Source organism: Mesorhizobium sp. B4-1-3 (assembly GCF_006439355.1).
Lineage (GTDB): Bacteria > Pseudomonadota > Alphaproteobacteria > Rhizobiales > Rhizobiaceae > Mesorhizobium.
Map to the genome: position 1 here is coordinate 237,473 of NZ_VFTG01000005.1, position 13,700 is coordinate 251,172.

The window sequence follows — 13,700 nt, forward strand, 5'->3', positions numbered from 1 at the left end:
AGAGATAGTGCGTTTCGCCGTTTCCATGAAACGGTGAAATGCGCTAGCCGTCGTTCTGCTTCAATTCCTCCAGTGCCGGCATCGAAACGATGTGATAGCCGGAATCCACATAGTGGATCTCGCCGGTGACGCCCGACGACAGGTCGGAGAGCAGGTAAAGCGCCGAGCCGCCGACTTCGTCGATGGTCACGGTGCGCCTTAGCGGCGAATTGCGCTGCTGGTAGGAGAACATGTGACGGGCGTCGGACACGCCGGAGCCGGCCAGCGTCCGCACCGGCCCGGCCGAGATGGCGTTCACCCTGATGCCGCGTGGGCCGTAGTCGTTGGCGAGGTAGCGCACGCTGGCCTCCAACCCGGCCTTGGCGACGCCCATGACATTGTAGTTCGGCATCACCCTGACCGAGCCGGCATAGGTGAGCGTGATCATCGAGCCGCCATTGCCCATCAGCGCGGCGGCGTTGCGGGCAATCTCGGTGAACGAGTAGCAGGAGATCACCATGGTGCGCACGAAATTGTCGCGGCTGGTGTCGGCGTAAAGGCCCTTCAGCTCGTTCTTGTCGGAAAAGCCGATGGCGTGAACCACGAAATCCAGCCCGCCCCAAGCCTTGCCGAGGGTCTCGAAGGTCGCAGTGACCGAAGCGCTGTCCTCGACGTCGCAGGGCACGATCAGCGAGGCTCCCACCTTCTCGGCCAGCGGCTTGACCCGCCGCCCGAAGGCATCGCCCTGGTAGGTGAAGGCGAGCTCCGCCCCGTGTTCCGACAGCCTCTTGGCGATGCCCCAGGCAATCGAATGGTCGTTGGCGACACCCATGACAAGCCCGCGCTTGCCCTTCATCAACCCGTCCATAAAAGGCAATCCTTATAAAAACGCCGGCTCTATGCGGAATAGCGCTGGAAAATCAGCGTTGCGTTGGTGCCACCGAAACCGAAGGAATTGGACAGGACGGTGTCGATCTTGGCGTCGTCGATACGCTTGCGAACGATCGGCATGCCCTCGAATTCCGGATCGAGCTCCTCGATATGGGCGCTCTCGCCGATGAAGCCGCCCTGCATCATCAGGATCGAGTAGATCGATTCCTGCACGCCGGCCGCACCCAACGAATGGCCGGTGAGCGACTTGGTCGAGGTGATATAGGGCATCTTGTCGCCGAACACCTCGCGAATGGCGCGCATCTCCTTGGAATCGCCGACCGGCGTCGACGTGCCGTGGGTGTTGATGTAGTCGACCGGCGACGACACCGTGGACAGTGCCTGCCGCATGCAGCGCATGGCGCCTTCGCCCGAAGGAGCGACCATGTCGTAGCCGTCGGATGTCGCGCCATAGCCGACGATCTCGGCATAGATCTTAGCGCCGCGCGCCTTGGCGCGCTCCAGCTCCTCCAGCACCAGCACGCCGGCGCCGCCGGCGATGACGAAACCGTCGCGGTTGACGTCGTAGGCGCGCGAAGCGGTCGATGCCTTGTCGTTGAACTTCGACGACATGGCGCCCATGGCGTCGAAAAGGTCCGACATGGTCCAGTCGAGGTCCTCGTGGCCGCCGGCAAACATCACGTCCTGCTTGCCCCATTGGATCAGCTCATAGGCATTGCCTATGCAATGCGCGGAGGTCGAGCAGGCCGACGAGATCGAATAGTTGACGCCGTGGATCTTGAACCAAGTCGCCAGGGTGGCCGACGCGGTCGAAGACATGGCTTTCGGCACGGCGAACGGGCCGATGCGCTTCGGGCTGTTGTTCTTGATCGTGGTCTCGGCCGCTTCGACGATGGTTCGGGTGGAAGGTCCGCCGGAACCCATCACGATACCGGTCCGCTCATTGGTGATATCGCTTTCGCTTAAGCCGGCATCGGCGATCGCCTGGTCCATGGCGACGTGGTTCCAGGCCGCGCCCTGGCTCAGGAAGCGCATGGCGCGGCGATCGATCATCGGCGTGGGATCGAGCGTCGGCGCGCCCCAGACCTGGCAGCGGAAGCCGTGCTCGGCGAAGGAATTGGAAAAGCTGATGCCGGATTTGGCATCGTAAAGCGAGCTCTGCACCTCGTTGGCATCGTTGCCGATCGACGACACAATGCCGAGCCCTGTCACTACGACCCGTCTCATTCGCAACTCCTTCCGGCGTATCCGGGCGAAAAACCTAGCCGGTTTTCGCTTGTGATCATACGCAAATAAACTGACGTGGCGCCCATTGGCTACGCGACGCCGTGGCGAAAAACGGTCAGGCGGCCGACTGCTTGGACAGACCGACCTTCAGATCCGTAGCCGCGTATATGGGTTCGCCATCCGCCTTGAGCCAGCCGTCGGCGATGCCGAGCACCAGCCGGCCCCGCATCACGCGCTTGAAGTCGACGCCGTATTCGACCTTCTTCACCGAGGGCGTCACCATGCCCTTGAACTTCACCTCGCCGGTCGAAAGCGCCATGCCCTTGCCGGGTTCGCCCAGCCAGCCGAGATAGAAGCCGGTCAACTGCCACATGGCGTCGAGGCCGAGGCAGCCCGGCATGATCGGATTGCCGATGAAGTGGCAGGCAAAGAACCAAAGATCCGGCTTGATGTCGAACTCGGCGCGGATGAAGCCCTTGTCGAAAGCGCCGCCGGTTTCGCTGATCTCGGTGATGCGGTCGAACATCAGCATCGGTGGGTAGGGCAGCTGGGCATTGCCCGGCCCGAACAGCTCGCCGCGGGCGCAGGCAAGCAGTTCCTCGTAATCGTAGCTGGACTTTTGACCCGCCATCAAATTTCTGTCCCCGTGTTCTTCGCGGGCGGCAGGGCGCCCTTCTCGTTGGTTTCCTAACACACTCTGTTTGCGGCCGGAAACCGGCGTTTGCGCTTAACCCGTGCGCCTGCCCGGGTCAATGCGCGCTATTGATCGCATTCGGACTACAGAATATATGTCGACTGATGTCCGGTTTGGCATTTGACGTCTTTTTGCCACTCTGGACCTGTTGATGGGCTGGGCCGCAAGCTTCGACGCGAAGAGATGGATTCGGGCTACCGGAAGGAAAATGTCGCTGTGGACAAGCGGGTTCGCGAAGCCGGCCTGAGGCCGACGCGCCAGCGCATTGCGCTGGCCGATCTGCTTTTCGCCAAGGGCGACCGCCACCTGTCCGCCGAGGAACTGCATGAAGAGGCGATCGCCGCCGGCGTGCCGGTTTCGCTGGCGACTGTCTACAACGCGCTTCACCAGTTCACCCAGGCCGGCCTGCTGCGCATCCTGGCGGTGGAAGGCTCGAAAACCTATTTCGACACCAACACGTCCGATCACCACCACTTCTACGTCGAAGGCGAGAACCGGATTTTCGACATCGAAAGCGGACCGGTGACCGTCTCTAACCTGCCGGCGCCGCCGGAGGGCATGGAAATCGCCAATGTCGACATCGTCGTGAGGCTTCGCCCGAAACGCGGCGACTGATCCCGTGGCGATGCGGCCCGTCGACCTGGTTGTGCGGTTTGAATGGGTCACGATCGCCGCGTTGGCTATCGTTTGCTACGCAATGGCCGGCTTTTCCTGGTGGCTGTTTGTACTGCTCATCCTGGCGCCGGACCTGTCGATGCTGGGCTACCTCGCCGGACCGCGCGTCGGCGCCGTCACCTACAATGCCTTGCATGTCCTGATTGCCCCGCTCGTCCTCCTGCTCGCGGGCGCGTTGCTCGCCGGGCCGGTCACGACCGCCGTGGCGCTGATCTGGATCACCCACATCGCCATCGACCGCGCGCTCGGCTACGGTCTCAAGCTGCCCACCGGTTTTCAGGATACGCATCTCGGCCGCATCAGCCGCCAGCAGGACGGTGTGTCCAGTTAGGCTGTGTTGAGATTCAGGTGAGGCCGAGTCGAGAATGGCGGTTTTCGAGAACCGGAGCGGAGCGTATTTAAGGTACCTGAGCACCGGCAGCGCAGAAAGCCGCCATTCGCAGACCGGGCCTCACCTGAATGTGACACAGCCTAGAGCAATTCCCGGAAAAATGTGAGCGGTTTTCCGTCCGGAATTGCGTAAAAACAAAGAGATAGAGCGTTTCGCCGTTTCCGTGAAACGGTGAAACGCTCTAGTTCTTGACCTTCTCGCCGGGATAGGCGCCCCACACCTGCGACTGTGCCATCCAGCCGGTATGGCCGTCGAAGGTCATCTCGCACCATTGGCCGTCGCATTTCTTGATCGAGCCGATCACGCCCGGCTCGATGATGGCGACGACACTCGCATCCTTGGCGGGTTCGTCGAGCAGGTTGATTCGCCCACCCTTGCCGCGCTGCCATGGCGCGACGATCGCGGTGCGGCGGCCGGAGAGCAGCGACTGGTTGATCCAGCCCTCCGATCCGTCGGCGTCGCGCACGCGGCGCCAGGTGTCGAATTCCTGGATGACTTCCATCGGCAGGCCGGCCTTCAGATACATCCAGTTGACGGAATAATTGGCGCCGGGGCCGACGCGCGAATTGACGCGAGCCGGCTTCAGGCTGACGAAGCGCGGCAGCGGCAGCCCGCTCGGCCCGAGCGTTATGGTTTGGGCGGGTGCTGCCGCGCTTTGCGCCAAAGCCTGCGGCGCGCAAAACAGGGCACCGAGAATGGCTGCGCTGAAGGCCAGGCGAAGCGACGCGAAACCAGACACTTTCGTTCCTTTCGGCGCCGGTCCGTCGGGATGAGCGCCCCTTTTTCTTTGTCTTCGGCGGCACCGCTTGTTACAGGAGTGGGCTGATGCCGCGACTGGTTATAAGTTTCGCCGGTCTTGGTTAAAGAGGTCTCAACGAGATCGGTTTCGAGAGCATGATCCTGAAAAGCGGGAACTGGCTTTCGGAAAAGATCATGCTCCAAAAAGAGTAGGATCAGGATGACGATTCGACGGAATGTCATCCTGATCGAGGAAGCTTCGGGGATAAAATGGCAGGCAAAAAACGGCCCCTCGTCGTCATCACGCGCAAGCTGCCCGACCCGGTCGAGACGCGCATGCGCGAGCTGTTCGACGCAAGGCTGAATGTCGAGGACCGGCCGATGACGCAGCCCGAGCTGGTCGCGGCGGTCAAGGAAGCCGATGTGCTGGTCCCTACCATCACCGACCATATCGATGCCGCGCTGATCGCCCAGGCCGGCGAAAACCTCAAGCTGATTGCGAATTTCGGCAACGGCGTCGACAAGATCGACGTCGCGGCGGCCGCCAAGAAAGGCATTACCGTCACCAACACGCCGAACGTGCTCACCGAAGACACCGCCGACATGACCATGGCGCTGATGCTCGCGGTGCCGCGCAGGCTCGCCGAAGGCGCCAATGTGCTGACGGGCGAGAAGAAATGGGCCGGCTGGTCGCCGACCTGGATGCTCGGCCGGCGCATCTGGGGAAAACGTCTCGGCATCGTCGGCATGGGCCGCATCGGCACGGCGGTCGCCAGGCGGGCCAAGGCCTTCGGCCTGTCGATCCATTACCACAACCGGCACCGCGTGCTGCCGGCCGTCGAGGAGGAACTGGAGGCGACCTACTGGGAAAGCCTCGACCAGATGCTGGCCCGCATGGACATCATCTCGGTCAACTGCCCGTCGACGCCGGCGACGTTCCACCTTCTATCCGGCCGTCGTCTCGCGCTGATGCAGCCCTCGGCCTATATCGTCAACACCGCGCGCGGCGACATCATCGACGAGGACTCGCTGGTCAAGCTGATCCAGGACGGCAAGATCGCCGGCGCCGGCCTCGACGTCTACGAGCACGAGCCGGCGCTGAACAGCAAGCTGTTGAAGCTCGCCGCCAAGGGCAAGGTGGTGCTTTTGCCGCATATGGGCTCGGCCACGCTCGAGGGCCGCATCGACATGGGCGAGAAGGTGATCATCAACATCCGCGCCTTCTTCGACGGTCACCGCCCGCCGGACCGCGTCCTGCCGCTCAGGACCTGAGGCTTATTCGCCGGAGACGGTGAGAGCGCCATCCTCGGCTATTCTCACCCTGCCGCCACAGGTTTCGAACGCGTCTCGGCCAAGCCGCACCGCCATCGGCGTTTCCCAACCCATCTCCCGGGCGACGATCAGGCCGAGCAGCAGGATGGCGTCCGGCTCATGCAGCACCAGGGCGGCCGGCGCCCGGCCGTTGTGGACGAGCTCCATCAGTACCGCCGAAGCGGATGACGAGCCGATCGTGCCCGGCAGGAACAGCACGCGGCCGGCAATGACCTCGCCATGCTGCGGATGGCGGACATCGGCGATGCGGCCAGTCTTCGGGTCGACGCCGCCCCAGAAGCTGATCGGCGCCGTCAGCACCAGCGCCTCGCCTTCGCCCGCCTTGCCCGGCACCAGGATTTCGGCGGCAGCTCTCATGCGGCGATATCCGTGAAGACCGGCTTGCCGAGGACCGCGCTTTCGACGCAGTCGGCGAGCGAGGCGTAGAGCACCGCGTAGCCGGTGTTGCCCGGCGCGTAATGCGCGAACTTGCCCGAATTGGTCATCAGCACGCCATTGCCGAGCTCCGGCATGATCGGCGTCACCACCACGCATGTATCGGCGACGACGACGACCCCGCTCGCCTCGAGCCTTTTTCGCCGGCCGTCCTGCTCCAGCACGGCAAGCGCGTGGCGGCCGGTGCAGGCGTAGATCGGCACCGCAAGCCGCCTTCCGGCGATCAGCCGCTCCAGGCTCTCGAACTCGGCGTTCGACAGATGCGGGCTGCCGATCGCCACCGCGTCGATGGTCTTGGCCGCCGCCGCGGTCGACAGGCCCGCGCGGGCCTTGGCCACGATCTCAGGCGTCACGCGGATCACCGCTTCCGGCTCCGGCCCGGCCAGGATGGTTTCGACGTCGGGCGCCTCGGGCGTGACGCCCACAATGTGGAACAGGCCGACCGCGCCGGACGATGCGGCCGCCGCGCCAAAGGCTTTCAGCGCGTCCTCACCGGGATGACCCGTCACGCCGGTGACGACGCCGATCGCGTTGCCCACCTCGTGGCCATAAAGGCTTCCCAAGACAGGCCAGGCGATCTCCGAGGCAAGGAAGGAAGGTGACAGGCCCGAGACATCGAAAACGAGCCGCGCGCGGCGGTTGTCGGGCCGGTGCAGGCCGTAATCCGGCGCGCGGCCGGTGATGGCGCAGGCAATGTCCAGGAAATCGCCATAGCGGTTGGTTCGCGCGCCCAGCACCGAATTGCAGAAGACGACGGCGTTGGACTCGCCCCAGGCGACGTCGCTGCCGAGTGCCGGCCTGTGTCCGGCCTGATACGGCGCGCAGGTCCAGCTCTGCTCGCAACCGAGCTTGCGATAGGCCTCCATCATCCGCCGGGCCATGCCGCGCTGCGGCTCTTCCAGACGAATGCGCGAGCAGCCCATCAAGTCGAGCGCCCCGACATTGAGCGTCGAGCGCACAGCGACCTTCGCTCCGCCGTCGACCAGTTTTTCTGCGAACAGCGTGCCGGAATCGCCGTGGTACAGGGCACCGTCGATATGGGTGGAGGCGATCGGGATCAGCCGCGGCGCGCCGAGCAGGCAGGCGCTTTCGGCGACGATGCGCATCGCCATGCCCGGGCCGTCCTGGCGGGCGGCGATCGCCCGTTCTTCCGGGCTGAGCGAAAGGCTCATAGCAGCACCTTGCGCATGGTGATGGAGGTCGGCCTGTCATAGCCCTCATGCGCCGTGCGCTCGGTCTCGCGAAAGCCGAGTCGGGCAAAAGCTGCGTGGTTTGGCGTCAGCTCGATGCGGGTCTGCAGCTCGATAGCATCCTTGCCGCGTGCGCGCGCAAGATCCTCGACCGCCCGCATCAGACGGGTTCCGGCGCCTTGGCCCTGCAGCCGCGGCTCAACCGCGAGCTTGCCGACATAGAAATCCCGCGCCCGTTCCAGCGCGAAGATGCAACCGACGATGCGGCCGTTCTCGACGGCCAGAAACCCGGTTTCCCGTTTCGCCTTCTCGGCAAGGGTATCGGCGGTCAAAAGATGCGCCGAGGAGGGCGGGTCGATGACCCCGTCCATATAGGCGAAGGCGCGGCGGATCAGCGCGAGCAGGTCGTCCCACCGGTCGAAGTCCGTTGGAAGGCCGGTTATGGAGATGCCGACGCTCTGGTCCATGCGTTCAGACGGCCTTGTAGCGGATGGTGTCGAAGCGGGCCGTGAGGCCATCGTAGAGCAGCAGACGGCCGATCAGCGGCTCGCCTATGCCGGTGATCAGCTTGACCGCCTCCATCGCCTCCAGCGTGCCGATGACGCCCGTCAGCGCGCCGACGATGCCGGCAACGGCGCAGGACGGCACCAATCCTTCGGGCGGCGCTTCCGGGAACAGGTCGCGATAGCTCGGATTGCGTTTGCCGTCTGCGCCTGTCTCGAACGGCTTCAGCACCGTCACCGAGCCGTCGAAGCGGCCGACGGCAGCCGTGACGAGGGGTTTCTTCTCGCTGGCGCAGGCATCGGCGGCCGCGTAGCGCGTCTCGAAATTGTCGGAGCCGTCGACAACGACATCGTAGCGCGTGACGAGGGCAGGGGCGTTCTCCGCCGTCAGCCTCAGGCGATGCGATTCCACTTTGACGTTGGGGTTGATGCGCATGATCGCTTCCCGTGCGCTGTCGGTCTTGGCCATGCCGATCGTATCGCTGCCATGGATCACCTGCCGCTGCAGGTTGGACAAGGAAACCGTGTCGTCGTCGACGATGCCGAGCGTGCCGACGCCGGCGGCGGCAAGATATTCCAGCACCGGCGCCCCGAGCCCGCCGGCGCCGATCACCAGCACCTGCGCCCGTTTCAGCTTCTGCTGGCCCGGCCCGCCGATCTCCGGCAGCACGATGTGGCGGGCATAGCGTTCGAGCTCTTCGTCGGTCAGGGCGGCGTCGGTCATAGCCGAACCATATCGCTGGCGTAGAGCCTTGTCAGTAAGCGCAAGGCGAAGCCTTGTGGTCCACACGCGAGGCAAAGGTTTGGCATGACGCGAGGCAAAGCCTCGTGGCGCAGCGCGGAAATGGCTTCAAGGGCTTGCCGTCAGTCCGACGCTGCCGTGATCGACCGTCAGGAACTGCGCCCGGCCGGCAAGACTCGAAAACAGGGCCGCATCCGTGCCGGTCATGAAGGCTTGGCAGTTCAGCTCTTCCAGGATCGAGAACAACGCCGCGCGCCGGCCCGCGTCGAGATGCGCGGCGATCTCGTCCAGGAGAAGGATCGGCGTCAGTCCCGACATCTCGCCGGTCAGCCTGGCATGCGACAAAACGATGCCGACCAGCAGCGCCTTCTGCTCGCCGGTCGAGCACAGTTCGGCCGGCATCGACTTCGGCCGGTGCCGCACCAGGAGATCGGAGCGATGCGGACCGTCCAGCGTGCGGCCGGCGGCGCGGTCGCGCTCGCGGCCATTGGCAAGCGCGCGTCGGAAGCGCTCCTCGACATCTACGGCCGGCGCGACGGCGACCTCGCTCTCCAGGTCCCCCGAGAGACTGATGTCGGCCTGCGGAAAGGGCCCACTGCCGGGCAATCTGTCGACCATGGCGGCAAGCAGCCGCACCAGCTCGGCCCGCGCTGCGGCGATCGCCACTCCGGTCTCGGCCATCTGGGTCTCGATCGCGTCAAACCAAGCGCCGTCGCGAGAACCTTCGGTAAGCAGGCGATTACGGCCGCGCATGGCTTTCTCGTAGTCGAGCGCGCGCTGGCCATGGCCGGGGTCGATCGCCAGCACCAGCCGATCGAGGAAGCGGCGGCGGTCCGCCGCCGGCCCGGGAAACAGCCCGTCCATCGCCGGCGTCAGCCAGACGACCCGCAACCATTCCAGCATGTCCTCGGCCGATCGCGCCGGCGCGCCGTTGATCCGCACCTTCCTGCCGCCTTCGCCGGCGGCGTCGCTACCGGGCATGCCGGTGCCGATCTCGACCTCTCCTTCCGGTCCCTCGATGCGCGCATGCAAGGCGAAGCCGCCGTCGCCGCCTTCGCGCGCGACATCCGCATAGGGCGCGCGGCGCAGGCCCCGGCCGGGTGTCAGGAGTGAGATCGCTTCCAGGAGATTGGTCTTGCCCGCGCCATTGTCCCCCGACAGCACCACCGCGCCGGGCGCAAGGTCGAGCGAAAGCGCCGCGTAGTTGCGGAAATTAGTAAGTGTTAGCTTACTTATATGGCTTTGCTGCCGAAGCTGTTTCGCATCCGCGGTCACGGCGACACATCGGGTTCGCTAGAGCAATTCCAGGAAAGTGCACAGCGGTTTTCCGTCCGGAATTGCGCCGACAAAGGCACCCTAGACCCGCATCGGCATCAGCACGTACAGCGCGGTCTCGTCGGCCATATCGTGGATCAGCGTCGGCGAACCGGCATCGGCCAGCATGAACTTGGCCTCGGAACCCGTGAGCTGGGCGGCGACATCGAGCAGGTATTTGGCGTTGAAGCCGATCTCGATCGGGTCCGACGAATAGTCTGCCGCCAGTTCCTCGGTGGCGCTGCCAGAGTCGGGGTTGTTGACGGCCAAAGTCAGCTGGCCGTCATTGATCGACAGCTTCACCGCCCGGCCGCGTTCGGAGGAAATGGTCGAAACGCGGTCTACCGCCGCGGCGAAGCTCTGGCGGTCGATGATCAGCTTCTTGTCGTTGCCGGTCGGGATGACGCGCTGATAGTCGGGGAAGGTGCCGTCGATCAGCTTCGAGGTCAAAACGATGCTGCCGATGGTGAAGCGGATCTTGGTGTCCGACAGCTCCGTGGTCACCGCCACATCGGGATCGTCGACCAGCTTCTGCAGTTCGCTCACCGTCTTGCGCGGAATGATGATGCCGGGCATGCCTTCCGAGCCCGCCGGCGCGTCGATCTCGGCCCGCGCCAGGCGGTGTCCATCGGTCGCCACCGAGCGCAACTTCAATTTACCACCCACCTCATGCGTGTGCAGGAAGATGCCGTTGAGATAGTAGCGCGTCTCCTCGGTGGAGATGGCGAACTGGGTCTTGTCGATCAGCCCCTTGAGCGCCGCCGATTCCAACCGGAAGATATGCGAGAACGAACCGGCTGAAAGCTCCGGGAAGTCGGATTGCGGCAGGCACTGCAGACGGAAGCTCGAACGACCGGAGGTGACGGTCATCGCGTTGCCGTCCTCGTCCATCTTCAGCATCACCTCGGCGCCGTCGGAAAGCTTGCGCACGATATCGTAGAGCAGATGCGCCGGCACCGTCGTCGCGCCGCCGCGCTCGACCTTGGCGGGCGTCGCCTCCGTCACTTCGAGGTCGAGGTCGGTGGCCTTCATCTCGAGGCTGGCGCCCTCGGCGCTGAGCAGCACGTTGGACAGGATCGGTATGGTGTTGCGCCGCTCGACCACGCGATGGACGTGGTTGAGGGACTTCAGGAGATTTGACCGTTCCAGGATAACACGCATGACGAAACAGGCTCGCTTCAATGAATGAACGGGTCACCGGCAAACGGTATCCCGCGAAAGCCCTGAAAGGCTTCCAGAATCTCCGTAAGCTGACAGTAAAAAGCCTGCGAACGCAAGCCCGCGGCACCGGTTACGGCCGGCAGCGCGGGCTTTCTGGGGATAAAGCCGGCGAAGCGTGCCGCCGACTGTTCCGCGACCCCTCAGGCCTGGTCGTTGATCAGCCTTCTGAGCAGTTCGAGCTCCTGCGCCAGCGTGTTGTCCCCGCCCGAAAGGTCCTCGATCTTGCGCACGGCATGAAGCACGGTCGTGTGGTCGCGGCCGCCGAAGCGCCGCCCGATCTCCGGCAATGAGCGCGGCGTCATCACTTTCGACAGGTACATCGCCACCTGCCGCGGCTTGACGATCGTGCGCGTGCGCCGGTTGGACAAAAGCTCCGTCTTCGACACGTTGTAGTGGCGCGCCACGATGCGCTGGATGTCCTCGATGCGCACCCGCTTCGGCTCGCCGGAGCGGTAGATGTGACCGAGGATCTCGTCGATGCGGTCGATGGTGATCTGCGGCTCGAAGGACTGGCGGAACAGGAGCTGGTTGAAGGCGCCTTCGAGCTCGCGCCCGCTGCCGGTCACCGTGCGCGCGACATGCTCCAGGATTTCGTCGGAGATGTCGAGCGAGGTGTCATCGGTCTTGGCGGTGGCGCGGCGCAGCTTCAGCATCCCGAGCCGCATGGCGAAATCCGGCGCCGACATTTCCAGCGCCACGCCGCCATTCAGCCGCGAACGCACGCGCGGCTCCAGCGATTCCAGTTCCGACGGCGGCCGGTCGGCCGCGACCACGACCTGTTTGGCGCTGTCGAGCAGCATGTTGATGAGGTGGCAGAATTCGTGCTGGATCGACTTGCCCTGCAGGAACTGCATGTCGTCGATGATCAAGAGATCGATGTCGCGCAGCTGCTCTTTCAGCGTCAGCGCGTTGTTGTCGCGGATCGCGGTGGCGAAGCGCCACATGAAATATTCCGCCGTCAGGTAGACGACGCGCGACTTCGGGTTTTGCCGCAGCGATTCCGCTGCGATCGCCTGCAGCAGGTGCGTCTTGCCGAGCCCGACGGTCGCATGCAGGAAAAGCGGGTTGAAACGCACCGCGCTCGACTGCGATTCCGCCACGGCTCTCGCCGCCGCGAAGGCCACTCTGTTCGACGGTCCCTCAATGAAGGAGTTGAACGTGTAGCGCGGATCGAGCGGCGATCCCAGCACATTGTGGCGGAACTCGGCTTCCGCGGGCGCGCCAGGGCGCGGCGCCGGCGCCCGTTGTTCCACGCGCCCGGCGTTTGCGGTGCCGTTGGCGAGCGCGGTGTGCGTCTGCTTGGTCATCTTGCGCGCCGGCGCCGTTTCCGGCTCGACAGGGTTGCGCCCCTGGCGCGTAGCGGTGCGCACGACGATCTCGATCTTGAGGACGTCCGGATCCTCATGCCGCCAAAGCTCCGCGATGAGCTCGAGATAATGACCGTTGATCCAGGACCGCAGGAAGGCTGTCGGCACGGAGATGCGGACAATGCCGCGGGAAGCCTCGGCGACCTTCATGCGACCGAACCAGCTCGAATAGACCTCCGCTCCAAGACGGGCCTTCAGCTGAGCCTTGACCCGTTCGAACTTCTGTTCCGCGTCGCTGGATACCGCCACGTCGCCCCCTCCGACAAAAGTTGCTGGAAATGGGAGCTCGCCCGCTATTTCCCTCTCGATGCCGCTTTGCATGATCAAGTCCCTCGTTCTTCTCGTACCCTTTTCCACCGGGGATGCGCCTCCTGCATCCTTGGTCCGGCGACCTCATGTTCGCTGCGCTGCCACTGCCGCCGCCGGCAACGATCGTCGCAACTCGTGCAAGGGACCAGCCGCCAGCTCCGCACGCCGGCGTCCAACAAAGACAAGGCAATGCACTGCCGTCCGGCGGAAAGGCCGGTGAGACATCGACTGCCATGTACAATTACGCCAGTCCCCTACCCGCACCGAAGAGACAAACCAAGCCACACGCGGAATTGCTCCACGTCATGAATTCCGCCATTTTGTGCTGGCCGATTCAGGCTGGGTCAGGGGCTAGAGCCCGTCCCTTCGATGGATGGACATTACCGAAATCGCTGTGGATAGGGCAAGGCCACATCTAACGGTTTTTTAACGAATCTGGTTACCGGACGGGGCTTCAAATTGGGTGTCGCGACGGCACGTTCTGACAAAGCCATTGTGATTCAAACCCTTTTCCGTCGAATATGAAAAAGGCCGCCTGAAACGAAATATTCTGAAATAATTCTCTTGACAGCTACTTCTCCCCTGCCGCTCGACAGCGTGTTGAACAAGCTGTGGATGACCCGCCATAAATCCATGAAAAACCTATGGATTTTTTGACAGGCAAATTTGGGCAGTTGCCGAGGGGAGGGCAT

At 64.0% G+C, this 13,700-nt stretch carries 14 protein-coding genes; 3 read left to right on the top strand and 11 right to left on the bottom strand.

All coding sequences use genetic code 11. The features are described from left to right. Window positions 1-43: 43 nt before the first annotated feature. The 3 genes from fabI to fabA all read right to left on the bottom strand — a co-directional run bounded on the left by fabI (window position 44) and on the right by fabA (window position 2,728). Window positions 44-847: an enoyl-ACP reductase FabI gene (gene fabI, locus FJW06_RS09950; protein ID WP_140751056.1), complete on the bottom strand. Its 804-nt coding sequence runs from the start codon at window positions 845-847 to the stop codon at window positions 44-46. A 29-nt stretch (window positions 848-876) separates the two neighbouring features. Beyond that, the gene (fabB, locus tag FJW06_RS09955; protein WP_140751058.1) at window positions 877-2,097 is read right to left on the bottom strand and encodes a beta-ketoacyl-ACP synthase I; all 1,221 of its coding nucleotides are present in this window, start codon (window positions 2,095-2,097) and stop codon (window positions 877-879) included. A 115-nt stretch (window positions 2,098-2,212) separates the two neighbouring features. After that, window positions 2,213-2,728 carry a 3-hydroxyacyl-[acyl-carrier-protein] dehydratase FabA gene (gene fabA / locus FJW06_RS09960; protein ID WP_027165888.1) on the bottom strand — a complete coding sequence of 172 codons (516 nt, stop codon included), beginning with the start codon at window positions 2,726-2,728 and terminating at the stop codon, window positions 2,213-2,215. Window positions 2,729-2,974: 246 nt separating this feature from the next. Here fabA and irrA point away from each other — a divergent pair, with 246 nt between their 5' ends. Both irrA and FJW06_RS09970 read left to right on the top strand, forming a co-directional pair. Next, complete coding sequence (gene irrA / locus FJW06_RS09965; RefSeq protein WP_112101799.1) at window positions 2,975-3,406, top strand: iron response transcriptional regulator IrrA; 432 nt, start codon at window positions 2,975-2,977, stop codon at window positions 3,404-3,406. A gap of 10 nt (window positions 3,407-3,416) precedes the next feature. After that, window positions 3,417-3,797, top strand: a complete 381-nt coding sequence (locus FJW06_RS09970) for a DUF4260 domain-containing protein (RefSeq protein ID WP_140751160.1) — start codon at window positions 3,417-3,419, stop codon at window positions 3,795-3,797. A 241-nt stretch (window positions 3,798-4,038) separates the two neighbouring features. Here FJW06_RS09970 and FJW06_RS09975 read toward each other — a convergent pair whose 3' ends face one another. After that, window positions 4,039-4,596, bottom strand: a complete 558-nt coding sequence (locus FJW06_RS09975; protein WP_140751060.1) for an SH3 domain-containing protein — start codon at window positions 4,594-4,596, stop codon at window positions 4,039-4,041. A gap of 269 nt (window positions 4,597-4,865) precedes the next feature. On the opposite strand from FJW06_RS09975, the gene FJW06_RS09980 reads away from it, so the two are divergent. Further along, a complete protein-coding gene (locus FJW06_RS09980; RefSeq protein ID WP_140751062.1) occupies window positions 4,866-5,867 on the top strand; it encodes a D-glycerate dehydrogenase in 1,002 nt (333 codons plus the stop codon). Window positions 5,868-5,870: 3 nt separating this feature from the next. On the opposite strand, the gene FJW06_RS09985 is transcribed toward FJW06_RS09980, so the two are convergent. The 7 genes from FJW06_RS09985 to dnaA all read right to left on the bottom strand — a co-directional run bounded on the left by FJW06_RS09985 (window position 5,871) and on the right by dnaA (window position 13,020). After that, complete coding sequence (locus FJW06_RS09985) at window positions 5,871-6,284, bottom strand: DUF126 domain-containing protein (protein WP_140751064.1); 414 nt, start codon at window positions 6,282-6,284, stop codon at window positions 5,871-5,873. After that, entirely contained in the window at window positions 6,281-7,534 is a 1,254-nt protein-coding gene (locus FJW06_RS09990; RefSeq protein WP_140751066.1) for an aconitase X catalytic domain-containing protein, read from the bottom strand. The genes FJW06_RS09985 and FJW06_RS09990 overlap by 4 nt, the downstream gene beginning before the upstream one ends. Further along, a complete protein-coding gene (locus FJW06_RS09995) occupies window positions 7,531-8,019 on the bottom strand; it encodes a GNAT family N-acetyltransferase (protein ID WP_140751068.1) in 489 nt (162 codons plus the stop codon). Before FJW06_RS09995 ends, FJW06_RS09990 begins: the two co-directional genes overlap by 4 nt. A 4-nt stretch (window positions 8,020-8,023) precedes the next feature. Further along, on the bottom strand, window positions 8,024-8,779 hold the full coding sequence (locus FJW06_RS10000; protein WP_140751070.1) for a molybdopterin-synthase adenylyltransferase MoeB: 756 nt from the start codon (window positions 8,777-8,779) through the stop codon (window positions 8,024-8,026). A 126-nt stretch (window positions 8,780-8,905) separates the two neighbouring features. Next, the gene (recF, locus tag FJW06_RS10005) at window positions 8,906-10,072 is read right to left on the bottom strand and encodes a DNA replication/repair protein RecF (protein WP_140751072.1); all 1,167 of its coding nucleotides are present in this window, start codon (window positions 10,070-10,072) and stop codon (window positions 8,906-8,908) included. Window positions 10,073-10,153: 81 nt separating this feature from the next. After that, window positions 10,154-11,272: a DNA polymerase III subunit beta gene (gene dnaN / locus FJW06_RS10010; protein WP_140751074.1), complete on the bottom strand. Its 1,119-nt coding sequence runs from the start codon at window positions 11,270-11,272 to the stop codon at window positions 10,154-10,156. 200 nt (window positions 11,273-11,472) lie between these two features. After that, window positions 11,473-13,020, bottom strand: a complete 1,548-nt coding sequence (gene dnaA / locus FJW06_RS10015; RefSeq protein ID WP_140751076.1) for a chromosomal replication initiator protein DnaA — start codon at window positions 13,018-13,020, stop codon at window positions 11,473-11,475. Between the last annotated feature and the right edge of the window lie 680 nt (window positions 13,021-13,700).